The organism is Umezawaea sp. Da 62-37, assembly GCF_032460545.1.
Classification (GTDB): Bacteria; Actinomycetota; Actinomycetes; order Mycobacteriales; family Pseudonocardiaceae; genus Umezawaea.
This window is the reverse complement of sequence record NZ_CP135965.1, coordinates 4378212-4401458: the sequence shown is the minus strand read 5'-3', so window position 1 is coordinate 4401458 and position 23247 is coordinate 4378212. Positions and strand designations below refer to the sequence as shown.

Here is a 23247-nt window from a genome sequence, read left to right as displayed (position 1 = left end):
CGCTAACACTGGTGTCGTAGCCGCGCTACTCGAAACCTGTAAGCGTTGATGACGCCCGTGAGGGCCACCCCGATGCCGCTGGGGTGGCCCTCACAGTCCGTGCGGGTCAGACGTGCTGGCGCACCTGCACGATCCGGAGTTCCGGCGAGGCGAGGACGTCGCGCTGGCAGAACCGCTCCGTCACCCACTGCTTCTTCGAGTACAGCTTCGTCTCGTCGCTGAAGTGCGGCGACGTCGAATCCGACGACTGCGAATACGCCAGCAGCGTGACCGCGTCCGGGCACCCGTCGCCGTCGAACGCCACGACGTGCAGGTAGGTCGCCCCGTGCTGCATCTCGGTGTACCCCTTGGCCGGGTCCCAGGCGCCCCGGATCGAGTTGAACACGCCCAGCCCGGCCGTGCCGCCGTCGATCGGGATCCGTTCCCCGTTGCGCACGACGTACTGGTTGTCGCCCAGCGGGGCGTTCATCGGGATGCCCGCCGCGCGCAGTTCGCCGACCGCGGTCGTCAGGGCCTGGCCGATCGCGGGAGCGCTCGTGTCCAGGGTGTTCGGCGTGTTGACCGGGTCGGCCGCGCTGAACGGCACCTTCCAGGTCGCGGTGCTCCGGGCCTTGGCCCAGAACCGGTCGAACAGCAGCGCGCCGCGGCTGTCGATGTCGTGCTTGTGGTCCCAGGTCGACAGCGCGTCGCACGCGTCGGCGAGGTCGGCGGACAGCGTGCGGCACAGCTCCACGGTGTCGTCGAGCACCAGGTCGGCGATGTAGTCCCGGTTGGAGAACATCAGGTCCTGCAACGACTGCCGGGTGTACTTGCCGCCCTTGACCAGTTCCGTCAGCGCACCGCGGGTGCGCGCCGTGCGCTCGGCGCCCGTCTTGCCGAGGATCCGGGAGAATCCGGTGACCGGCTGCTTCGGGTTCGTCAGCCAATAGCTGTCGTTCGAGTTCTCCAGGAAGTCGTTGCGCTGCAACGAGGGCAGCTCCGACGGCCCGAACACGCCCGCCTGCACGGCGTCACCGTCGCGACCCCACGCGCAGTCGGTCCGCGACCCGTCCAGCACGGCGATCCCGTCCTGGGCCCACGTCTGCTTCCCCAGTTCGGTGTTGCACCGGGCCGCGCGCTCGTCGGTCACGTTCGGGATGTTGTGCAGCTGCGAGTACTTCGCCGTGCCGTTCGCGTCCGTGATGAAGATGTTCATCCACGGCAGCCCCTGCGTCTCCTCCAGCGCGCGGAACGCCGAGGCCGTGTCACCGGTCCGCGACAGCCGTTCCAGCGAGTTGGTCATCCGCAGGTTCTCGGCGTTCGCGTCGGACAACGCGTAGGCGGTCTCGTTGGTCCACGGCAGGTCGCGCCCGTCGACCGCGGGGACGATCGGCCCGTACCGGCTCCACCACTGCGGCCGGGTCACGGTCGTGCCGTCCTGCACGGTCACCGTCACGTCGCGGCGCACCATGTCCTCGGGCTTGCCGTCCACCAGGTACTTCGTCCGCTCACCGGGCACCAGCTTCAGCGCGAACACGCTGTAGGTCCGGGTCGTGTCCGCCGCCGTGCCGCTCCACGCGATGGTCGCGTTGTGGCCCAGCCAGAGGAACGGCACGCCGACGATGCCGCCGCCCGCCACGTCCATCTTGCCGGGGATCGTCAGGTGCGACTGCCACAGCCGCAGGTCCGGCGTGTTCCACGGCAGGTGCGGGTTGGCCAGCGAGATGCCGCGCCCGTTCGCCGTCATCGCGCTGCCGAGCGCGATCGCGTTGCTGCCGATCGACTGCTCCGGCTTCGGCTCGGCCGCCACGATCCCGTCCGCCGCCGAGGCCTGGCCGAAGATCATGCCCAGCGCGTACACGTGCCGGTAGACGTCGAGTTCGGTCATCGGCCGCAACCACGGTTTGCCCGCGCACGCCGGGTCCGTGATCCGGTTCTCCCGCAGGTACTCCGACACCCCGGCCGCGTACCCGGCCACGGCCTCGCGCACCTCGGTCGTGGGCCCGAGCTTGTCCTTGCGCGCCACCAGCCGCTCGACCACGCCGGTGTCGTTGACCCCCTGGAAGTACAGGTCGCTGGTCAGGTTCGTCCTGGCCCGCGTCAACCCGCTGCCGGTCGCGGCGTCCGCTCCCAGGTACCGCGACCGCGACCCGGACGTGGTCAACATCGTCTGCGCCAGCGAGCACATGTTGTCGTTCGCCGCCGCGTACCCCTGCCCGAACCCGAGTTCCCGGTAGCTCGTCGCCACGATGTGCGGGATCCCGTACTCGGTGTAGCGGATGGTCGCGGACAGCCCTCGGGCGTCGGCCGCCGCGGCCCCGGCCCCGAGCAGCGCGGGTATGGCGGCCAAGGCCGTCAGCTTGCTTCGGAGCAGCACGGATGCTCTCCTTTCCATGGAGGTTCGTACTCGTGGAGGCACGCCCCTTCGGGACGTGCCGTGTGCGCGCTTCCCCTCCTGGGTCGTCGAGTTGCCGCTCGGCGACCCAGGGCTCATTCGGGCTTGGGGAAGGCGATGAAGCGGACCAGGACCTCCCTGGCGTCCGCGGGGACGTCGTCGCGCCAGTAGCGCTTCATCAGCGCCAGGTAGGCCTCGAAGAACTCCCGCAGCTCGTCCTGCGTGACGACGATCGACCCCCTGGAGTAGGGGACCGCGTCCCCCCAGGACCCCATGTCCCCGCTACCGGCCTGGAACCGCGACCAGGTCCGGAAGTCCTCGGCCAGCTGAGCGTTGGTCAACTCCTCCAACGCCGCCGCCATCTCGGGCGACCGCTCACCGCGCCGCGGGTACCGGAGGTCCCTCTTGACCAACCGCCACCAGCGCTCCTTGCCCTTGCCGAGCGCAGGCTCGTCCTCGACGAAACCGTGCTTGGCGAGCTCGCGGAGGTGGTAGCTGGTCGATCCGGTGTTCTCGTTCAATGCCGCCGCCAGGGTCGTCGACGACGCGGGCGCTTTGCGCAGTTCGGCCATGATGCGCCGCCGAAGCGGGTGCGCCATGGCCTTCAGCACCGCCGGGTCGACGATCTCCTCTGGTTGCGCCATGGGGTGAAGGTAGCGTGCAGAGGTTTCTTTGCACATGTTTCCCGGCAAAGATCAGGGTTGTCCCTGAGACCGCTCAGGGCACTCTGACGCACGTCCGTCACGGGGTGGCCGACGGTGGCGGTGGGACTGTGGTGTTCGAGTTCGGCGTAACCGCCGTGGTGGCCGTCGTCCTCGAAGAGGACGGTCGGGCCGGTCCGCCCCAGGTGGTCGCGGTGGACGGGCGGGCCGGTCAGCGGCAGGTCGACGGTTCCGCCCAGTGGTACCGAGTGGATGCTCCACGCGTCCACCGCTCGTCCACTGTGGACGGTGACCGTCGTGCGGGTCTCGTAGACCACTCGATGAACACGCCGAAACCGTTCGGGAACGCGGCCGGGTCCGGCGTCCAGTCGCCCGGGTTCGCGGTGGTAGGTGGCGGTCGCTGCTCAGCGTTTTCGTGGCCGCGCCGTAATCGGACAGGCCGGACCACACGTCGCTCAGGTCCAGCAGCGGGCCTTCTTCGCGTAGGACCTGCCGGCGCTCCCGGCGTACCAGGTTAGAGGTCCGGCGGGTTGCCCGAGGTCAGGCAGGACGGCCGCTGGGTGCGGAAGGTCTCGGAGGCGACCGTGTTCAGCGTCGCCTGGACGCTGCCGCGCTGGTTGAACGCCGCCACGACACGGGCATGACCACGGGTGGATGACAGGGAGGTCGCAACGCGGGCAAGCCACCGGCAAAATGTATTGGTAAATAATCCTGTCCACGCAGGTGGCAGTCCGGGCCGCGGGTCCGGACACCCCGGCGTGCGCGCGATACTGGGTCCACGACAACCCGAGGGGAGGCTTTGGTGGCGGACTACCAGCTCCGCGGTCTCCACGGTCAGACCGTGGAGACGCTCGCGCTGCGCATCCTGTCGGGGGAGATCCCGGAGGGCGCGACCCTGGACCTCCTCGCGCTGCGCGAGGAGTTCGACGTGAGCCTCACCGCGCTGCGCGAGGCGCTGAAGGTGTTGTCGGCCAAGGGGATCATCGACGCGCGGCAGAAGCGCGGCACCTTCGTGACACCCCGGTCGTCGTGGAACGTGCTCGACGGGGACGTGATGCGGTGGCGGTCGGCCGGGCCGGTCGACGTGGAGCTGCTGGAGAACCTGGACGAGGTGCGCTCGATCGTGGAGCCCGCCGCGGCGCGGCTGGCGGCCGAACGGGCGACCCCGGAGGACGTCGGGGCGCTGGACGCCGCGCTGGGGCGGATGGCGTCGGCCGCGGTGGCCGCGGACGCCGTCGCGGCCGACCTGGACTTCCACCGGTTGTTGCTGGCCGCCACGCACAACCCGTTCCTGGTCCAGATGGAACGGGTCATCTCCAACGGACTCGCCATGCGCGACAAGGTCGTCCACGACACCGACCCCGACCCCGTACCCAGCCACCGCCTCGTGCTGGAGGCGATCCGCGACAGCGACCCGGCAGGCGCCGAACTGGCGATGCGCGCCCTGGTCGACAAAGCCAGCACCGACTTCCGCCGCGTAGCAGGCTAACCCGCGAGTCAAACCCCCAGACACCCCGTGTCGAACCTCCAGACACCCCGAGTCCCGCACTCGGCTCAACGCACGGTGTCACCGCCGCGGTGGGGCAGCTCCGCGCGGGTGGGCAGGCCTTCCCAGTCGCCGGTGGTGCCGACGGCGAACGCCGCCACAGTGGTCGCGCGGTCCAGGCGTGCGGGCACGTCCAGGCCGTCCAGCAGCGCCGACAGGTAGCCCGCCACGAAGGCGTCACCCGCGCCGATGACGTCCGCCGGTCGGGTCGGTTTGGCCGGTGCCGACCAGTGTCCATCCACTGCGGTCGTCTCCGCGCCATCGGCACCGCGCTTGGTGACGACCTCGCGCACACCCTTGTCCAGCAACGACCCCGCGCCACCCACGAGGTCCAGCTCGGCCAGGTCGCCGAAGACCACGGTCGCCCCGACGGCCAACGGCGTGAGCACGTCCGAGGCCTCCTGGGACGTCCAGAGCTTCGACCGGTGGTTGACGTCCAGGCACACGGTCCAGTCGTGCGCCGCGGCGTGGTCCACGGCCGCACGGGTGGCCGCCAACGCGGTGTCCGACAGCGCCGGTGTGATGCCGGACAGCAGCAGGACCCGCGCCCCGTCCCGGAGCGGCCCGCGCAGGTCGTCGGGGCAGAGCCGGGAACCCGCCGAAGCGGTGCGGTAGTAGGCGACACGGGCCTGGTCGACCGTGCGCTGTTCACGGACCAGCAGACCCGTCGGCGCTGCGGGGTCCCTGGTGACGACCGCGTCGACCTGCTCGGCGCGCAGCCGTTCGGCGATCAGCGAGCCGAACTCGTCGTCACCGACCCGCCCCACCCACCTGACCCGGTGCCCCAGCCTCGACAGTCCTATCGCGACAGTGCTCTCCGCCCCCGCCAGCGTCAGGTCCATCGTCCGAGCAAGCCGCAACGGACCCGGCGTGGTCGCCCGCAGGACCGCCATCGTCTCCCCGAACGTCAGCACGTCCACGGTCATCGGGCGGCCACCGCTTCCAGCATTCGCCTGGCCCTGTCGGCCAGTCCGGAAAGGCCGCTGCCCATCAACGGGGAACCGACGCCGACGGCCACCGCACCCGCCTTGAGGTAGACGACGGCCTCGTCGACCCCCACCCCGCCCACCGGCACGAACGGCACCTCCGGGAACGGGGCCCGCAGCGCCTTCAGGTGGTCTACACCGCCCAGCGACGCCGGGAACAGCTTGAGCGCCTGCGCGCCGTGGCCGAGCGCGGTCTCCACCTCGGTCGGCGTGAGGACGCCCGCGAGTACCGGCAGACCGGACCGCACCGAGTGACCGACCACGGCCGTGGCGGCGGGGCTGACTGCGAACCGGGCACCGGCGGCCAGCGCGCCGTCCACGTCCTCCGGCGTCCGGATCGTGCCCACGCCCAGCCAGCCGTCCTCGGGGGTCTCACCCGCCAGGTCCGCGATGACGCCCAGGGCGTCCGGGCTGGTCAGCGAGATCTCCACCAGCCGGACGCCCGATTCGAACAGGGTGCGCACGGCCGCCCGCGCGTCGTCGCCGCGCACGATGGCGACCAGCCGTTCGGTCTCCAGCGCTGTCGAGAAGCTCACCATTCCGCCACGCTCCCGTCGTCGTGCCGCCACAGCGGCGACCGCCACCGATGGCCTACCCCATCGGCCCGGCGCACCGCCACCTCGTCGACCTCGATGCCCAGCCCCGGTGCGGACGGGCGGCGGGCGTGGCCGTCGGCGAAGTCGAACGGCGACGGCTTCGCCGATGTTGTCCGGCCGATCGCCGCCTACCACGAGTGCACCCGCACGCGGTCGCGAACCGGGCCGCCCAGCAGCTCGTGCACCGGGACGCCGCGGACCTCGCCCGCGATGTCCCACAACGCCTGGTCGTAGCCCGCCGCCGCGCTCGACAGCACCGGCCCGCCGCGGTAGAAACCCGCGCGCCGCAACACCTGCCAGTCGACGTCCAACCAGACGATCCTGTACCCGGCGTCGCGCAGGCCGCTGCTCGCCAGATGGTCGGCCACGCCCTTGACCTGCGTCTCCGTCGGCGCGCCGAGGCCGTAGTAGGAGTTCCAGCCCATGTACGGCGTGGCGGCGAGGCTGCTGCCGTGCTAGTCGGGGGCGCCTTGGTCGTCACCCGCCTGTGCCGCTGGTGCCGCCACGGCCATGGCGGCGACGAGCGCACCCGCCACGACGACCGCGCCACGCCTGGTTGCGCACGACCACCTCTGGCCGCAGGGGTCTGGCTTCGTTGAGAGCATGCCGGGTCGATGCAGGCGTGGCACCGTCTATTCGTAATTAACAAGCCCGCTCACTCAGGCAAGTGGCCGAGCGGATCGGGTCGAGTGGTTCAGACCATTGACAAACAGGTCCGCGGTTCAGCACGCTGCGGGTGCGGGATCGTTTCGACCGAGGAGGACGACGTGGAAACCCAAGCGCTCCAACGGGATCTGTGGCGTCGGGTGGGCCGTGTGGTCGCCGCCGCGGCGCTCGTCGTCAGCGGAGCGGTCGTCGTCACGGTGGGGGTCCGGACGCCGGACGTCGCCCATGCCGCCGAGCCGTTGAAGAGCGTCGTGCCCGTGCCCGTCTCGGTGAAGACCACCGCGGGCGTGACGTACGCGCTGACCTCCACGGCCAAGATCTACACGCAGGCCGGTTCGGCGGACGCCCGCGCGGTCGGCGACTACCTGGCCGAGCTGCTGCGCCGGTCCACCGGGTTCGCGCTGCCGGTGTCCGACGCGTCCGGCACGCCCGCCGACGGCATCTCACTGCTGCTCACCGGTGCCGATTCCGCCGTCGGCGACCAGGGTTACCAGCTCGACGTGACCGCGGGCGCCGTGGTGCTGCGGGCCAACAAGTCCGACGGGCTGTTCGGCGGCGTGCAGACGTTGCGCCAACTGCTGCCCGCGAAGGTCGAGAGCGCGACCGTCCAGAGTGGACCGTGGACGCTGCCCGGCACGTCGATCCTCGACTACCCGCGGTTCGGCTACCGCGGCGCGATGCTCGACGTGGCAAGGCACTTCCAGCCGGTCGCGGCGGTGAAGAAGTACCTCGACCAGCTCGCCGTGTACAAGGTCAACCACTTCCACCTGCACCTCACCGACGACCAGGGGTGGCGGCTGGTCATCGACAGCTGGCCGAGGCTCACCAGCGTCGGCGGCAGCACGCAGGTCGGCGGCGGCGCGGGCGGCTTCTACACCAAGGCGCAGTACCAGGAGATCGTCGCGTACGCGGCCTCGCGGCACATCACGGTGATCCCCGAGGTCGACCTGCCCGGCCACACCAACGCGGCGCTCACCTCGTACGCGGAGCTGAACTGCAACGGCGTCGCCCCGGCGCCGCGCACCGACACGGCCGTCGGCTACAGCTCGCTGTGCGTGTCGAAGGACGTGACCTACCAGTTCATCGACGACGTGGTCCGCGAGATCGCGGCGATCACCCCCGGCCCGTACCTCCACCTCGGCGGCGACGAGGCCAGTGCCACCAGCGACGCGGACTACCAGGCGTTCATGAACCGCGCGCTGCCGATCGTGAAGAAGTACGGCAAGCGGGTCATCGGGTGGCACGAGTTCGTGAAGACGACCACCGACACCTCGGCGGTGCCGCAGTTCTGGGGCACCACCACGTCGAACTCGGTCGTGTCGGCCGCCGCGGCCCGCGGCAACAAGGTGCTGATGTCCCCGGCCAACAAGGCCTACCTGGACATGAAGTACAACGCGAGCACGCCGCTCGGCCAGGACTGGGCGGCCCGCATCGAGGTGCAGGACGCCTACGGCTGGAACCCCGGCGCGTACCTGGGCGGGGTCGGGGAGTCGTCCGTGCTCGGCGTCGAAGCTCCACTGTGGACGGAGACGCTGGTCACCTCGGCGGACGTCGAGTACATGGCGTTCCCGCGGCTGACGGCGATCGCCGAACTCGGCTGGTCGCCGTGGTCGACGCACAACTGGGACCAGTTCAAGCTCCGCCTCGCCGCGCAGGCGCCCCGCTGGACCGCGCAGGGCGTCAACTTCTACCGGTCGACGCAGGTGCCGTGGGAGACCGGCACGACCACCACCACGACCACGACCACGCCACCGTCGGGGAACTGCCCGGCGGCGTGGGATCGCGCGAAGGTCTACGTCGCCACGAACACCGCGGCGCACGCGGGCCGGAAGTGGACCGCGCAGTGGTGGACGCAGGGCGAGGAGCCCGGCACCACGGGGGAGTGGGGTGTCTGGCGCGACAGCGGCGCCTGCTGACCGACCCCCGCGCCCTGTCCCACCGTTCGACTCGGGGTGCCTGAGTGTTCGACACGGGGTGTCTGGGGGTTCGACTCGCGAGTGGGGGTACGGACGGTGGGGGGTGTTGGTTCAGGCGGAATGATCACGGTGTTTTCGGTGGCCCGAGCGGTCGTTCGATGGTGTGGGATGAGGTCATGACGCGCATCGAGATCGATGGCCGCACGGCCACCGCCGAGGCACTCGCGCACCCGGCGATGTCGACGTACGGGCACTTCACCGCCATGCAGGTCCGCGATCACCAGGTGCGGGGGATCGACCTGCACCTGGCCCGGTTGCGCGCGGCCACCAGGGAGGTCTTCGACAGCGCCCTCGACGAGGAGCTGCTGCTGCGGCACATCCGGCACGCGCTCACCGACGTCGTGGACGCCTCGCTGCGCGTCCACGTCTTCCAGCCCGAGGGCGAACTGTCGTACATGGTCACCGTGCGGCCGCCCTTCGGGCCGCCCGCCACGCCCCAGCGCCTGCGCTCCGTCCCGTACGTCCGCCCGTTCGCGCAGGTCAAGCACCTCGGTGGGTTCGCGCAGGCGCACTACACCTCGCTCGTGCGCCGCGAGGGCTTCGACGACGCGCTGCTGGTGACCCAGGACGGCCTCGTCACCGAGGGTGCCACCACGAACATCGGCTTCCTCGACGACGACACCGTCGTCTGGCCCGACGCGCCCGTGCTGCTCGGCATCACCATGCAGTTGCTCAACATCGCCCTGACCGAACGCGAGGTCGTGTCCAGGCTCGCCGAGGTCCGGCTGGACGGGGTGGCGTCGTTCGACGGCGCGTTCCTCACCAACGCCAGGGGCGTCGTGCCGGTCGCCTCGATCGACGACGTGGTGTTCCCCGTCGACGCCGATCGGATGAAGGTCGTCACCGACGCGTACGACTCGACACCCTGGCGCGAGGTCTGAGCTTGACCTCGACCTAGGACGAGGTACCAGGCTTGGCCGGACCGACCGGCCGATCTCCAGGGGGACGTTGTGCGAGCTGTGTGGCTGAGGGAGTTCGGCGGACCCGAGGTGCTCGTCGAGGAGGCCACGCCGGATCCGGCACCCGGTCCCGGCCAGGTCGTGATCGCGGTCGCCCTCGTCAACACCACGTTCGTCGAGACGCAGGTCAGAGCCGGACGGGCGCCGTGGCCGGTGCGGCTCCCGATCATCCCCGGCAACGGCGTCGGCGGCATCGTCACCGAAAGCGCCGACCCGGCCCTTGTCGGCGCGACCGTGGTGACCGGCACCGGTGGTTCCGGCGCCTACGCCGAACGCGTGGCCGTCAACGCCGACGAGCTGATCGCGGTCCCGCCGGACATCCCCCTCGACCACGCCGTGGCGCTGCTGGCCGACGGCCGCACCGCCACGATGCTCGCGGACGCGGTGGGCCTGCGCGCGGGCGACCGCGTCCTGGTCGAAGCGGCCGCGGGCGGCGTGGGAACCCTGCTGGTGCAACTGGCCCGCGCCGCCGGAGCGGTGGTGGTCGCGGCGGTCGGCGGTTCCCACAAGGTCGCGGCGGTGACCGGCGCCGACGTGGTCGTGGACTACCGGTCCGACGACTGGGCAGATCAGGTGCGCACCGCGGTGGGGGCGCTCGACGTGGTGTTCGACGGCGTGGGCGGCACCATCGCCCGCACGGCGTTCTCCCTCGTGGCCGCGGGCGGCCGGATGATCAGCTACGGCGCGTCCTGCGGTGAACGGGCGGGCATCCAGGCCTCCGACGCGGCCGACCACGGCGTGGCGCTGCTCGGCCTGCCCCGGCCGACGACAGCGGAAGCCCGCGCCTGCACGTTGCGCGCGTTCGGGAGCCTCGTCCCGGTCATCGGCCAGCGCTTCCCGCTGGCACGGGCCTCCGACGCCCACGCGGCCATCGAGTCGCGCTCCACCATCGGCAAAACGCTGCTGGAGGTCTGACTCACCCGCAGCTCGCGGCCCGCTCCAGCAGGAAGGTCCTCTCCCGCTCGTTGCGGGTCAACGAGGCCGCCCGCTCGAACTCCACCCGAGCCTCGGCCTGCCTCCCCAGCTTCACCAGGAAGTCCCCGCGCACGCTGGGCAGCAGGTGGTAGGACTTCAACGCGGGCTCGGCGACCAGCACGTCGACGAGTTCCAGTCCCGCGGCCGGGCCGTCGGCCATCGACACGGCCACGGCCCGGTTCAGCTCGACGATCGGCGACGGCATGACCTCGCCCAACGTCCGGTAGAGGTCGCCGATCCGCCCCCAGTCGGTGTCCTCGGCCGTCCCCGCCCGGCCGTGGCACGCTGCGATGGCGGCTTGCAGCGCGTACGGGCCGCGGGCGCCGCCCAGTTCCTCGGCACGGGCCAGCCCGGCCAGCCCGCGCCGGATCAGCAGCTGGTCCCACCGCCCCCGGTCCTGCTCCAGCAGCAGCACCGGCTTCCCGTCCGCGCCGACGCGCGCCGCGGACCGCGAGGCCTGGATCTCCATCAACGCCACCAGCCCGTGCACCTCGGGCTCCTCGGGCACCAGCCCGGCCAGCACCCGGCCCAGCCGCAGGGCCTCGTTGCACAGCGAGGGCCGCAGCCAGTCGTCCCCCGCTGTCACCGAGTACCCCTCGTTGAACACCAGGTACACGACTTCCAGCACCGACGACAGCCGCGCGGGCAGCTCGTCGCGGCCGGGCACCTCGAACGGCACCTCGGCCTTCGCCAACGTCTTCTTCGCCCGCACGATCCGCTGCGCGATCGTCGACTCCGGTGCCAGGAACGCCCGCGCGATCTCGTCCGTCGTCAGCCCGCCCAGCAGGCGCAGCGTCAACGCGACCCGCGCCTCCGTCGACAGCACCGGGTGGCACGACACGAAGACCAGGCGCAGCAGGTCGTCGGAGATCTCCTGCGGGTCGTCCACCTCGGGCGCGGCGCCGTCGGGGTCCAGCTCGTGCCCCAGGGTCTCGACCTTGCGCTTGAGGTTCTGCTCGCGGCGGATCAGGTCGACGGCCCGGCGCCTGCCGGTGGCCATCAGCCAGGCGCCGGGATTGCGCGGGACGCCTTCGGCAGGCCACTGCTCCAACGCGGCCACCAGGGCGTCCTGCGCAAGCTCCTCGGCGAGTCCCACGTCCCGCACGATGCGCGCGAGACCGGCGATGACCCTGGCCGATTCGATCCTCCAGACCGCGTCGATGGCGCGGTGTGCATCCGATGCCGTCACAGCCACTGACTACATGACCCGTGGCGGCGGTGCAAACTACCCGCCGATCTGCTCCCGCAGCGACGCCTCGGCGGCGCGCGCCTCGGGCTTGAACTCGGCGCCGAAGTCCTCGGCCTCGAACACCCGGCGGATCTCGATCTCCGACTCGCCACCGTCGAAGTTCGGCACCCGCTTGACCCACTCGACGGCCTCGTCGATCGACTTCACGTCGAGCAGCCAGAACCCGGCGATCAGTTCCTTGGTCTCGGCGAACGGCCCGTCGACCACGGTGCGCTTCTCACCCTCGAACTTCACGCGGGCGCCGGTGGAGCTGGCGTGCAGGCCCTCACCCGCCAGCAGCACACCGGCCTTGACCAGTTCCGCGTTGAACTTGCCCATCTCGTTGAGCTGGGCCTCGGTCGGCAGGACGCCCGCCTCGGTGTCGGCGGTGGCCTTGATGATCGCCATGAATCGCATGTCTGCTCCTCGTTCCGTTCGGCTGGGCGCTCACCCTGCCCCGTACCCCTGCGTCGAACGAGGACCACCCCGATCGACACGCGGGCGGAACTTTTTCGGAAGTTTTTCGGCGACCTTCTGACCTGCGGAAACCCTGCGGACACGCGAACGGCCGGGCTGCGCGTGGCAGCCCGGCCGGTCACGGGGTCAGTAGCCCGCGGGCCTGGAGGCGCTCTTCGCCTTCCGCACCGCGCCGTCGATCTGCTGGTGGTACTTCCCCTTGGTCTGCCGGTCGAGGAAGGTGCCCGCCTGGTCGGCGAGCCTGCTCACCTTCTCCGGGTTCTTCTGGGCGTACTTCCTGGCCGCGGCCGCCGCTGTGGCGAGTACCGCGAGCTTGCGCAACATGGCCATCGGCTCGTCCCTTCGACACCCGGTCAACGTCCGGAGGTGCACCGGTGGTTCCCCGCGGCGAGGCCCGTCAACCCTCGCCCACCCGGTCGGGGGCCGAGCCGCCGTGCGCCGTCGACCCGGAGTCGGTGGCCCCGCACGCCCGCGCGGCGGATTCGGGGTGCGCGGCGGCCGTCACCCCCGCCGACCTCGAAGAGTCCGAAGTGGACGGCCAGGTCACCGCTCGACCAGCGCCGCCAGCCCGTCCAGCAGCCGCTCCAACCCGAACCCGTAGGCGTGTCCGGGGTCGTAAGCAGTCCCGTGCGCCGCCCCCGCGGCGGACCCGACCCGCGACGCCAACGGATAGGCCTCGGGATCCAGCACCCTCTCCAGCAGCGGCGCGTTCACCGCCCACCACTGCTCGTCCGTCATCGCGCTCTCCCGCACGGCCGCGCCCGCGTCGGCGGCGTCCCGCGCCCAGGCCCGCACGAAGCCCAGCAGGTGGGCGAGCGAGGCGTCGATCTCGACGTCGTCCAGCCCGAGTCCGTCCAAAGCGGACAGCTCGTGCTCGTACTTGGCCATCTGCCCCGGCCCCAGCAGCGGCCGCCCGGTCGACACCAGCGCCGCCCACGGGTGCGCCTCGAACAGCCGCCGGTTCTCCGCCGCGACCTCGCCGACCCGCTCGCGCCACGGCCTGCCGCCCGTGTCCGTGCGGACCATCCGCGCGTACGCCGCGTCCAGCATCAGGTCGAGCAGCTCGGCCTTCCCCGGCACGTACGTGTACAGCGTCATCGCGACCACCCCGAGCTCCGCCGCGACCTTCCGCATCGTCACCGCGTCGAGCCCGTCGGCGTCCGCGAGCGCGGTGGCGGCGTCGACCACCGCGTCGATGGTCAGCCCCTGGCGCGGACCCCGGCGCGGGACCGCGGTCGGATCGCGCCAGAGCAGCCGCAGGGTGCGGTCGGGATCGCCCGCGCTCGTCCGTTCGCCCGTCACCGCGACTCCTCACTTTTTACAGCGTACAATGTACTTCGTACAGAGAATGGAGCACCCATGCAGATCACCGCTTCCGCCGTCTCGTTGAACGTCGACGACGTCACGGCCTCCGCGAAGTTCCTCCGGGACCACTTCGGCTTCCAGGAGCAGATGTCCGCCGACGGCTTCGCCTCCCTCGTCCGCGAGGACGCCGGCATGAACGTCGTCTTCCTGCGCCGTGGCCTGGAGACCCTTCCCGACGACCAGCGCGACGTCCACGCCACCGGTCTCATCCTCGCTTTCGTGGTGACCGACCTGGAGGGCGAACTGGCCCGCCTGCGGGACGAGGGTGTCACGATCACCATGCCGCTCACCTCGGAGGAGTGGGGTGAGCGGGCGTTCCAGGTCCGCGACCCCAACGGCGTGATCGTGCAGCTGGTCGACTGGAACGGCTGACCACCCCGCCAACTGGCGGTCCATCCCCGCCAACTGGCACTGTCAGCGGCCGGACCCGCGGGCCGACGATGGGCGCAACGGCCACACCGCAGTGACCCGAGCCGAGGAGATCCGATGTCGATCACCAACACCACCGTCGGCCCGCCTCCGCCGTTCGACCCCGAGCTGTCGGCGGCCCTGGAGGCCATGCCGGAACTGCCCGGCTCGCTGACCCTCGACCTGGTCGCCGTGATGCGCGAGGCCAACGCCGCGCAGGAAGCCACCGACGCCGACCTCACCCGCGGTGGCGCCTTCGAGGTCACCCACCACACCGCCGAGGGCCCGCACGGCGACGTGCCCCTGCTGGTCGTGCGCCCCGCGAACGCCACGACCACGGCCGCCTTCTACTACATCCACGGCGGCGGCATGGTCATGGGCAGCAACCGGGGGCCCGACTCCGCCAAGACCTTCGAACTGGCCGCGGAACTGGGCCTCACCGTCGTCTCGGTCGACTACCGGCTGGCGCCCGAGCACCCGCACCCCGCGCCGGTGGAGGACTGCTACGCCGGTCTCCAGTGGACCGCGAAGAACGCCGACGAACTGGGCGTCGACCCCGACCGCGTCGTCGTGGCGGGGGCCAGCGCCGGTGGCGGTCTGGCCGCCGCGACCACCCTGCTGGCCCGCGACCAGGGCGGCCCGGCGATCGCCGCGCAGCTCCTGTTCTGCCCGATGCTCGACGACCGCAACGAGTCCGTGTCGGCCCGGCAGATGGTCGGCCGCGGCATCTGGGACCGCGGGTCCAACGACATGGGCTGGACGGCGCTGCTCGGCGACGCCCGCGGCACGGCGGACGTGTCGCCGTACGCCGCGCCCGCCCGCGCGACCGACCTGTCGAACCTCCCCCCGACCTACCTGGACGTGGGATCCGCCGAGACCTTCCGCGACGAGGTCGTCGAGTACGCCTCGCGCATCTGGGCGGCGGGCGGCGAGGCCGAGCTGCACGTGTGGCCCGGCGGTTTCCACGGGTTCGAGCTGCTGGCCCCGCAGACGCTCCTCGCGCAGACCGCGGGCGCCCCTCGCGGCCCCTGGCTGCGACGGGTGCTCGGTCTCTGACTCCGGTGGCAGGATGACGAGGTGGAAGACCTAGTGGGCAGGCTCGCCGCACTGGACCCGGACGCGGGCGCCGCCGTCAAGGTGATCGCCTACTTCGACCGGCTGGTCGAGGCCCGTGCGGGCCTGGAACCGATCGTCCGCGGCGCGGCGGTCCTCACCGGGGTCGCCGCGCGGCTGGTCGACGACGACCGCGGGGTGTCCGTCCGCGTGGACGACAAGGGTGTCGTCCGACCGCTCGGCGGTCCGCCGGATCCCCGGTGGCCCAACGCCCCGCTGCACCCCGGCGGTCCGCCCGCCCTCTGGCTGGAACGCCCCGGCCCGGCGGGTCCGGTCGAGGCGATGGTCCTGGAACGGGCCGTCTCCGCCGCCCGCGGGGTGCTGGCGAGGCAACGGGGTCCGGCCACCGCCGACGACGTGGCGGCCGTCCTCGACGCCACCGTCGGCGAACGCGCCCGGCAGCGGGCCGCGCGGAGGTTGGGGCTGGGCGCCGAGGCCAGGGCCGTGGCGCTGGACGGCAACCGCCCCAAGGTCCTCGCCGCGGACCGGGAGCCGCCACCGGGGCGCGCGGGCGTCGGCCCGACCGTCCCGGTGCTCGACCTCCCGTCGTCGTGGGCCGCGGCGAAGACCGCGCTGCGCTTCGCCGCCGCGGGCACCGAACAGGATCCCGGCCCGTCGGTCGTGCACGCGGACCGCCTCGGTGGACTGGCCGTTCTGGCGGCGGCCGTCGGCCCCGGCGCGGAACCGGTCCCCGACGTGCGGGACCTGGAACGCGCCAGGTCCGCGGCTCCGTGGGCGCTGGCCACGCTGGTGGCCGTCGCGACCACGCCGAGCCTGCGCACCGCCGCGACAACGCTGGTGGTGCACCACTCCACGCTCCAGGACCGGCTCGCCCACGTGGAGGACCTGCTCGGCTGGTCGGTCCGCGACCCGTCGGGTCGACTGCGGCTGCAACTTGCCATCGCGTTGCGCCGCCTGCACCAACACCCCGATCAGACCTGAGTGGACGGTCGTCGGCCGGACCCGCGGCGGACGCCCGTCCACGGCCTCGCGGTTGGTGGCCTGCGGAAGGCCGAAACCCCGTAGCATCGACCGCGTGAGCGAGACGACAGGTCTTCGGGACAGGGCACGGCGGGCGATGCGCGCCGAGGTCGCCGTGGTGGCGTTCGACCTGTTCGCGCGCCGCGGTTTCGACCACACCACGGTGGACGACATCGCCCGTGCCGCGGGCATGTCCCGCACCAGCTTCTTCCGCTACTTCCCGACGAAGGAAGACGTGGTGCTGGGCCATCTGGACGAGCTGGGCGGGCTCATCGCGGACACCGTCGGGGCCCGTCCGTCCGGCGAGGACCCGTGGCTGAGCCTGCAAGCCGGGTTCCTGGCCGCCTACGAGGGCAGCGGCGCGCCGTCCTCACCGCTGCGGGCGCTGAGCCTGGGGCGGATGCTCGCGGAGACCCCGTCGCTCAAGGCCCGCCAAGTGGAGAAGCAGGCGCGCTGGCAGGAACTCCTGATCCCCGAGGTCTCGACCAGGCTCGGCCTCGCCGACGACCCGTCCGACCCCCGGCCGCGGGCGCTGGTGGCCGCCGCGCTGGGCTGCCTGGACGCCGCCTTCCAGGCCTGGGCCACCACCGACGGCGGGGTCGGCATGCCCGCGTTCATCGACCGCGCCATGGACGTGGTGGCCGCCCGGCGCTGACCAGGTCGGTCCACAGTGGATAGTCAGACCTTCAGCCCGCGAGCGCGATGGTGTGCCCGGTGCGCTCGACCTTCGCCCGCAGGTAGCCCAGGTTCGTGGCCGTGGCGAACACCCCGGTGGGCACGCGGTCGCGCACGGCGATCCCGAGCGCGCTCAGCTGCGCCCCCTTGTCGGGGTTGTTCGACAGCAGGCTGATCGTGCCGATCCCCAACGCGGTCAGCATCTGCGCGGCCGCCGTGTAGTCCCGCCCGTCCTCCGGCAGCCCCAGCGCGCTGTTCGCCTCGTAGGTGTCCAACCCCAGGTCCTGCAACGCGTACGCGTCGAGCTTGTTGTACAGCCCGATCCCGCGCCCCTCCTGCCGCAGGTAGAGCAGCACCCCGCCCTCCTGGGACAACCGTTCCACGGCTTCCCGCAGCTGCGGCCCGCAGTCGCACCGCGCCGACCCGAACACGTCACCGGTCAGGCATTCCGAGTGCATCCGCACCAGCGGCGCGGCCATCGCGGCCGGGTCGCCGAACACCATCGCGACGTGCTCGCCGCCGTCGGCCAGGCCGTGGAAGGTGACCGTGTCGGCGGTCGCGCCGAAGCCGTCGCCGAACCGGAGGGGGATCCGGACGGTGGTGCGGACCGTCGCTGCTGCGGTGCTGGAGGTCATGGCTGGCTCCGATCGACTGCGCGGTCGACTTCGAACCGCGAGATCGACACTACACACGTTCGTTCGAATTTGAACAAGGAGTGTGCTCGCGGGCACACGGCCGATCAAGGCGGTGGCTACTGCACGACGAGCTGCGCCTGGTCGAACGCCACCGCGAGGTCGGCCTCGATCCGGCGGACGGCCTCCCGCAACGCGGGCAGCAGCCTGGCCACGGACTCCTCGGGCGCGTCCCGGCCGACGTGCAGCGCGGTGTTGACCGCGGCGACCACCGCCCCGGACCGGTCGCGCACCCCGACGGCCAGCGACCGCAGCCCGTCCTGGAGCTCCTGGTCCACCAGCGCCCACCCGGCGACCTCCACGCCGTCCACGACCGCCGCGAGGTCCGCCGCCGTGACCAGGGTGCGCCCGGTGAGCGGTGTCCGCGTCGAGGAGTCCAGCAGCGCGGCCCGGTCCGCGGCGGGCAGCCCCGCCAGCAGGACGCGGCCCATCGACGTGGCGTAGGCCGGGAACCGGGTGCCGATCGAGATGTCGATCTTCATGATCCGCCTCGTGGCCACCCTGGCCACGTACCGCACCTGGTCGCCGTCGAGCACGGCCATCGACACCGACTCCCCGACTGCGGCGGCCAGGTCGGCCAGGTGCGGCTGCGCGATGTCGGCCAGCGTCAACGGGGACAGCCGCGAGTACCCGAGGTCCAGCACGGCCGGGCGCAACGTGAACAGCCGGTCGTCGCTGGCCGCGTACCCGGCCTCGCGCAGCACCAGCAGCGCCCGGCGGGCGGTGGCGCGGGGAAGCCCGCTGGCGGCGGCCGCGGCGGAGATCGTCAGCCCGCCCGGCGCGAACCGGAACGCCTTGAGCACCGCCACCCCGCGCGCGAGCGTCTCCAGGAACTCCATGCCCAGCTCGTCCTTGGTCGACCGCAGCTCGTCGGCGGTCGGCACCGACGTCTCGGCCGTCGCGTGCGGCCGCCGGAGCGCGGCCTCCATGTCCCGCACGGCTTCCCGCAGCCGCGGCAGCACGGCGTCCGGGAACGTCCGCGCGGTGTGCCTGCTGGCGTGGCTGAGCACGCTCACCGCGGCGACCGCCCGCCCGTCGGCGTCGCGCACCGGCGCGGCCAGCGCGAACAGGCCGGGTTCGACCCACTGGTCGTCGAGCGCCCAGTCCTGCGCGGCGGCCGCGGCGACGCGCGAGCGGAACAGGGCCTCGCGGTCGGCGGAGGGGGAGTCGAGCGCGGGCACGGCCGGGAACCCGGTGTCCAGCGGGTCGGCGGCGCGGCGGTCGCGCCAGGCCGGGTACCGGTCCTCGGTCCACGTCGTGGCCAGCACGACCCCGGAGGCGCTGCGGTCGTCGGGCAGCAGACCGCCGACGTGGAACGCCAGGTACATGGCCCGCCGCCGGGTCGTCTGCGCGATCAGCCGGACCCCGTCGACGTCCGGCACGGCCAGCGAGACGGACTCGTCCAGGTCGTCGGCGAGCCGGGTGACCAGTGGTTGGAGCGGTTCGACGAGTCCGCAGGACGCCAGGTAGGCGTTGCCCAGCTCCATGGCGCGGGGCGCGAGCACCAGGTCCTGGCCCTCGGCGCGCAGGAAACCCAGGTGCAGCCACGTGGCGGTGATCCGGTCCACAGTGGACCGCGCGAGCCCGGTGGACTTGGTGAGGTCGACCCGGCGCAGCCGCGGCTCGGGGTCGGCGGCGACGGCGCGCAGCACGGCCAGCCCGCGTTCGAACGGGCCCGCGGTGTCCTCACCGGCGTCCCGCACGATCACGTCCCGTCTGGTCGGGCCGCTGGTCGCGGCGTTCCGGACATCGTAGTGGCGACCGGTCGACAGACCCGCTTTCGGTGCACGTAGAGCGAACCAGAGTTCGCCCGGTGAACCTAGACCCATCGGGTCGAACAACGGGCCGTCCGGATGGGACCGGTTGCAGCAGTGCTCGTTGCGTTGGCAATCAAGGGAAAGACAACCGGTCAACTCGTCGCAAAACGTGCTTTCCTCCTTGGTGGAGGTTTGTCCAGGTAGTTCAGATTTGAATGATCAAGGAGTGGATACGGTGACCACCACCAACCGCGAGCTCTTCATCGGCGGCCAGGACGTCCCGGCGCTGGACGGCCGCACCACGGAGGACGTCAACCCCTACAGCGGCGAGGTCTACGCGACCGTCGCCGCTGGCGGTGTCGCCGACATCACCCGCGCCGTCGACGCCGCCGACGCCGCCTTCCCTGCCTGGGCGGCGTTCTCGCCGAGCGCCCGCAGGCGCGTCTTCCTCAAGGCGGCGGACATCTTCGAGTCCCGAACAGCCGAAGCGGTCGAGATCATGGCGAACGAGGTGGGCGGCGTCGCGGGCTGGGCGGGCTTCAACTGCATGCTCGCCGCCGGCATGTTCCGCGAGGCGGCGGCGTCGGTGACCCAGCCGCTCGGCGAGGTCCTCACCACCGATACCGGCGGGCAGTTATCACTCGCGGTACGGCAACCGGTAGGAGTCGTCGGTGCGTTCTCGCCCTGGAACGCACCGCTGATCCTGGGCACCCGAGCGGTCGCGGTCCCGTTGGCCGTGGGCAACACCGTGGTGCTCAAGCCGAGCGAGGACGCGCCGATCGCCTGCGGCCTGTTCGTCGCGGACGTCCTGCGCGAGGCCGGGCTGCCCCCCGGAGTGCTCAACGTCGTCACGAACGCCCGCGAGGACGCGGAGGCCGTGGCGGAGGCGCTGATCGCCGACCGCCGGGTGCGGATGGTGAACTTCACCGGGTCCACCGACATCGGGCGGATCATCGGCACCACCGCCGCCCGGCACATCAAGCGCGCGGTCCTCGAACTCGGCGGCAAGAACGCGGTGCTGGTGCTGGACGACGCCGACGTGGAGTTCGCGGTGAACGCGATCGCGTTCGGCGCCTTCCACAACGCCGGGCAGATCTGCATGTCCGCCGACCGCGTGCTGGTGCACAGCTCGTTGGCCGAGGAGCTGACCACGCGGCTCGCGGCCAAGGTCGCGGCGCTGCCGCACGGCGACCCGAAGGACCGGGACACCGTCGTCGGTCCGATGATCAGCGACCGCGCCGCGAAGCGGGTCGCCGACCTCGTGCAGGACGCGGTCGCGGGCGGGGCGCGGATCCGCACGGGCGGCGGCGACCCGGAAGGGGCCAACTACCCGCCGACGGTCCTGGACGACGTCAAGCCGGGCATGAGGGTCTACCACGAGGAGGTGTTCGGCCCGGTCGTCACGGTGATCTCCGTCGAGAGCGACGACGAGGCCGTCGCGATCGCCAACGACACCGAGTACGGCCTGACCGCCGGGGTGCTCACCGAGGACTCCCGACGCGGCCTCGCGGTCGCGCGCAGGCTGCGCACCGGCATCGTCCACGTGAACAACCAGACCGTCGACGACGAGCCGCAGGCGCCCTTCGGCGGCCTCGGGTCGACCGGGTACGGCAGGTTCGGCGGGCGGTGGGGCGTCGAGGCGTTCACCGACACGCGGTGGATCACCGTGGCCGCCGAGCACGGCCACTTCCCGTTCTGAGCGGGGGCGCGGGCACCGCTCAGGTGCCCGCGCGCCCCTCCCGACCCGCGGGTTAGATTGCCGCCGTGAGCACAACCCGAGACCCGGACCGGCTGGTCCTCTTCACCGACGCGGTCGTGGCGATCGCGATCACGCTGCTGGTCCTGCCGCTGGTGGACATCGTGCCCGAGGCGGTGGCCGAGCACCGGCCCTCGATCGAGGTGATCACCGAGCACCGGCCGCAGATCCTCAGCTTCCTGCTCAGCTTCGCGGTCATCGCGCAGTACTGGGTGACGCACCACCGGATGTTCCAGGGCGTGAAGGCGTACACGCCCGCTCTGGTGTTGTGGAACCTGGTGTGGCTGCTGACGATCGTCTTCCTGCCGTTCCCGACCGAGATGACCGCTTCGTACAGCGACGACCGGTTCACCACGTCGCTCTACATCGGCACGATCCTGGCCAGCAGCGTGTGCCTGTTCGCCATCGCGCTGATCATCCACGGCAACCCGGAGGTCGGCGGCGACGAGGAGGGGCTCACCGCGAGGACGCTCATCCGGTTGCTCACGCCCACCGCGCTCCTGGTGATCGCTTTCCTGCTGGCGCAGATCCCGGCGGTGAACTACTACGCGCTGCTGCTGCTCCTGCTGGCCCCGCTCGTGAGCCGGGCCGTGCGCGGGAGGACCGCGGCGTCAGAGTGAGCGGTAGTGCGTGGTGAGCACGTCGTCGGCGTGGAGGTGGAAGGCCAGCCCCACCGGGGCGTCGTGCCGGGTGATGTCGCCGTCGTGCTCCCACGGCAGCAGCGTCGTGTTCTTCACGCCCGGCGCGGCCCGCAGCGGCAGGCCCGCGAACGTGGACGCCGCGCCCGTGTGCGCGTGCCCGCAGAGCACGCCGACGACGCGCGGGTGCCGGGCCAGCACGTGCGCCAGGTCGTCGGGGTTCCCCAGCCGCATGGCGTCCAGCTCGGGGATGCCCAGCGCGACGGGCGGGTGGTGCAGCGCGACGAACGCCGGACCGTCCGATCGGGACAGCGCGGAGTCCAGCCAGGCCAGGGTTTCCGGGGCGAGCGCGCCTCCCGGCTCACCGGGGACGACCGAGTCCAGCAGCAGGATCGACGCGCCCGCCACCTCGACGGCCTGGTTCACCGGACCGGTGCCGCCGATCCGGAGCAGGGTCCGCCGGAACGCCTCGCGCTCGTCGTGGTTGCCGGGGCAGAACAGCACCGGGACGTCCAGCGGCGCCACGATCTCGCGGACGGTCCCGTAGTCGACCGGGCGCCCCTCCTCGGTCAGGTCGCCGGTGACCAGCACCGCGTCGACGCGGCCGGGCAGCGCCGCCAGGTAGTCGACGACCTTCCGCGCACGGGCCTCGTTGCGCCCGCTGCCGTCGATGTGGATGTCGCTGAGGTGCGCCAGCGTGATCACAGTGGAACTCCTGTCGAGGCCGTTGCCGTGACCCTAGGCGTCCGACTCCGGCGCGGCGACCCGTCGGGTCTCGTGCGGCGGCCATTCGCCACCGGGGTCGAGCCGTTCGAGGACCTGGGCGGAAATCGCGGCCAACTGCTCCTGCTGCTCCGGTGTCAGGGCGTCGAACACCAGGTGCCGCACGGTCTCCACGTGGGCGGGCGCGACCTCGACGAGCAGCGCGAACCCGGCGTCGGTGAGGTTCGCCCTGGTGATGCGCCGGTTGTCGACGCCGGTGGAGCGGCTGACCCAGCCCTTCTTCTCCAGCCGGGTGACCACGTGCGACATCCGCGACAGCGAGGCGTTGGTCAGCGACGCCAGCCTGCTCATCGGCAGCGAGCGGTCGACGGTCTCGGAGAGCACGCTCATGACCAGGTACTCGAAGTGGCTGAACCCCGCGTTGGCGCGCATGTCCGCGTCCAGCGCGTACGGCAGCTTGATGAGCACGCCGCTGAAGGCTATCCAGGCGTTCTGCTGGGCGGCCGTGAGCCAGCGGGACGGTTCTGCGGTCACACGTGCAGGGTACATCAAAGTTGAAGCGTCAACTTGTTGCGCTGTCGTGACGACTGCGGACGGCGACGCGATGCGCGGGATCGAACCGCTGGGTACAAAGGTGGTGACCGCCGTGCGCGCGGCCCTCTCCTGAGGCGCGGTCGCGGCGGAACGACCGACT

Annotated in this window: 22 protein-coding genes and 1 pseudogene; 10 read left to right on the top strand and 13 right to left on the bottom strand. The window is 71.8% G+C overall.

Translation table 11 applies throughout. From position 1 onward, the window contains the following. Nucleotides 1-106: 106 nt before the first annotated feature. Complete coding sequence (locus tag RM788_RS19725; protein ID WP_315933169.1) at nucleotides 107-2356, bottom strand: penicillin acylase family protein; 2250 nt, start codon at nucleotides 2354-2356, stop codon at nucleotides 107-109. A gap of 113 nt (nucleotides 2357-2469) precedes the next feature. Continuing rightward, complete coding sequence (locus tag RM788_RS19720) at nucleotides 2470-3018, bottom strand: ArsR/SmtB family transcription factor (RefSeq protein ID WP_315933168.1); 549 nt, start codon at nucleotides 3016-3018, stop codon at nucleotides 2470-2472. Between the two features lie 820 nt (nucleotides 3019-3838). Between RM788_RS19720 and RM788_RS19715 the strand changes: the two genes are divergently transcribed. Further along, nucleotides 3839-4525 carry a FadR/GntR family transcriptional regulator gene (locus RM788_RS19715; RefSeq protein ID WP_315933166.1) on the top strand — a complete coding sequence of 229 codons (687 nt, stop codon included), beginning with the start codon at nucleotides 3839-3841 and terminating at the stop codon, nucleotides 4523-4525. 65 nt (nucleotides 4526-4590) lie between these two features. Here the strand turns inward: RM788_RS19715 and RM788_RS19710 are convergent, their stop codons facing one another. From RM788_RS19710 to RM788_RS53000, 3 genes and pseudogenes are all read right to left on the bottom strand, one after another. Then, nucleotides 4591-5508, bottom strand: coding sequence for a sugar kinase (locus tag RM788_RS19710; protein WP_315933165.1), 918 nt, complete (start codon nucleotides 5506-5508; stop codon nucleotides 4591-4593). Next, nucleotides 5505-6107, bottom strand: coding sequence for a bifunctional 4-hydroxy-2-oxoglutarate aldolase/2-dehydro-3-deoxy-phosphogluconate aldolase (locus RM788_RS19705; RefSeq protein ID WP_315933164.1), 603 nt, complete (start codon nucleotides 6105-6107; stop codon nucleotides 5505-5507). The genes RM788_RS19710 and RM788_RS19705 overlap by 4 nt, the downstream gene beginning before the upstream one ends. A 141-nt stretch (nucleotides 6108-6248) precedes the next feature. After that, nucleotides 6249-6463 (bottom strand): annotated as a pseudogene (locus RM788_RS53000) (D-galactonate dehydratase); the annotation flags it as partial. A gap of 468 nt (nucleotides 6464-6931) precedes the next feature. Between RM788_RS53000 and RM788_RS19695 the strand changes: the two are divergent. From RM788_RS19695 to RM788_RS19685, 3 genes are all read left to right on the top strand, one after another. After that, the gene (locus RM788_RS19695) at nucleotides 6932-8746 is read left to right on the top strand and encodes a beta-N-acetylhexosaminidase (protein ID WP_315933161.1); all 1815 of its coding nucleotides are present in this window, start codon (nucleotides 6932-6934) and stop codon (nucleotides 8744-8746) included. Nucleotides 8747-8922: 176 nt separating this feature from the next. Continuing rightward, complete coding sequence (locus tag RM788_RS19690; RefSeq protein ID WP_315933160.1) at nucleotides 8923-9687, top strand: aminotransferase class IV; 765 nt, start codon at nucleotides 8923-8925, stop codon at nucleotides 9685-9687. Nucleotides 9688-9756: 69 nt separating this feature from the next. After that, entirely contained in the window at nucleotides 9757-10680 is a 924-nt protein-coding gene (locus tag RM788_RS19685) for a zinc-binding dehydrogenase (protein ID WP_315933159.1), read from the top strand. Nucleotide 10681: 1 nt separating this feature from the next. Here the strand turns inward: RM788_RS19685 and RM788_RS19680 are convergent, their stop codons facing one another. The 4 genes from RM788_RS19680 to RM788_RS19665 form a co-directional block, all read right to left on the bottom strand. Beyond that, nucleotides 10682-11929, bottom strand: coding sequence for an RNA polymerase sigma factor (locus RM788_RS19680; RefSeq protein ID WP_315933158.1), 1248 nt, complete (start codon nucleotides 11927-11929; stop codon nucleotides 10682-10684). A gap of 36 nt (nucleotides 11930-11965) precedes the next feature. Then, nucleotides 11966-12385, bottom strand: a complete 420-nt coding sequence (locus RM788_RS19675) for a YciI family protein (RefSeq protein WP_315933157.1) — start codon at nucleotides 12383-12385, stop codon at nucleotides 11966-11968. Nucleotides 12386-12571: 186 nt separating this feature from the next. Then, nucleotides 12572-12775 carry an antitoxin gene (locus RM788_RS19670; protein ID WP_315933156.1) on the bottom strand — a complete coding sequence of 68 codons (204 nt, stop codon included), beginning with the start codon at nucleotides 12773-12775 and terminating at the stop codon, nucleotides 12572-12574. Nucleotides 12776-12988: 213 nt separating this feature from the next. Beyond that, a complete protein-coding gene (locus RM788_RS19665) occupies nucleotides 12989-13747 on the bottom strand; it encodes a TetR/AcrR family transcriptional regulator (protein WP_315933155.1) in 759 nt (252 codons plus the stop codon). A 57-nt stretch (nucleotides 13748-13804) separates the two neighbouring features. Between RM788_RS19665 and RM788_RS19660 the strand changes: the two genes are divergently transcribed. From RM788_RS19660 to RM788_RS19645, 4 genes are all read left to right on the top strand, one after another. Further along, nucleotides 13805-14182 (top strand): VOC family protein, encoded by a 378-nt coding sequence (locus tag RM788_RS19660; RefSeq protein WP_315933154.1) that lies wholly within the window; start codon nucleotides 13805-13807, stop codon nucleotides 14180-14182. Between the two features lie 114 nt (nucleotides 14183-14296). Then, a complete protein-coding gene (locus RM788_RS19655) occupies nucleotides 14297-15274 on the top strand; it encodes an alpha/beta hydrolase (RefSeq protein WP_315933153.1) in 978 nt (325 codons plus the stop codon). 21 nt (nucleotides 15275-15295) lie between these two features. After that, nucleotides 15296-16273, top strand: coding sequence for a helix-turn-helix domain-containing protein (locus RM788_RS19650; RefSeq protein WP_315933152.1), 978 nt, complete (start codon nucleotides 15296-15298; stop codon nucleotides 16271-16273). Between the two features lie 94 nt (nucleotides 16274-16367). Beyond that, nucleotides 16368-16967, top strand: coding sequence for a TetR family transcriptional regulator (locus tag RM788_RS19645; RefSeq protein WP_315933151.1), 600 nt, complete (start codon nucleotides 16368-16370; stop codon nucleotides 16965-16967). A gap of 31 nt (nucleotides 16968-16998) precedes the next feature. Here RM788_RS19645 and ribA read toward each other — a convergent pair whose 3' ends face one another. After that, complete coding sequence (gene ribA, locus RM788_RS19640) at nucleotides 16999-17622, bottom strand: GTP cyclohydrolase II (RefSeq protein WP_315933149.1); 624 nt, start codon at nucleotides 17620-17622, stop codon at nucleotides 16999-17001. A gap of 116 nt (nucleotides 17623-17738) precedes the next feature. After that, nucleotides 17739-19388, bottom strand: coding sequence for an IclR family transcriptional regulator domain-containing protein (locus tag RM788_RS19635; protein WP_315933148.1), 1650 nt, complete (start codon nucleotides 19386-19388; stop codon nucleotides 17739-17741). A 283-nt stretch (nucleotides 19389-19671) separates the two neighbouring features. Between RM788_RS19635 and RM788_RS19630 the strand changes: the two genes are divergently transcribed. Then, a complete protein-coding gene (locus RM788_RS19630) occupies nucleotides 19672-21135 on the top strand; it encodes an aldehyde dehydrogenase family protein (RefSeq protein WP_315933147.1) in 1464 nt (487 codons plus the stop codon). Between the two features lie 65 nt (nucleotides 21136-21200). Continuing rightward, the gene (locus tag RM788_RS19625; RefSeq protein ID WP_315933146.1) at nucleotides 21201-21812 is read left to right on the top strand and encodes a TMEM175 family protein; all 612 of its coding nucleotides are present in this window, start codon (nucleotides 21201-21203) and stop codon (nucleotides 21810-21812) included. Here the strand turns inward: RM788_RS19625 and RM788_RS19620 are convergent. After that, nucleotides 21804-22535 (bottom strand): phosphodiesterase, encoded by a 732-nt coding sequence (locus tag RM788_RS19620; RefSeq protein WP_315933144.1) that lies wholly within the window; start codon nucleotides 22533-22535, stop codon nucleotides 21804-21806. The two genes, RM788_RS19625 and RM788_RS19620, sit on opposite strands and share 9 nt — an antisense overlap. Nucleotides 22536-22568: 33 nt before the next feature. Beyond that, a complete protein-coding gene (locus RM788_RS19615) occupies nucleotides 22569-23087 on the bottom strand; it encodes a MarR family winged helix-turn-helix transcriptional regulator (RefSeq protein ID WP_315933143.1) in 519 nt (172 codons plus the stop codon). Nucleotides 23088-23247 lie beyond the last annotated feature (160 nt).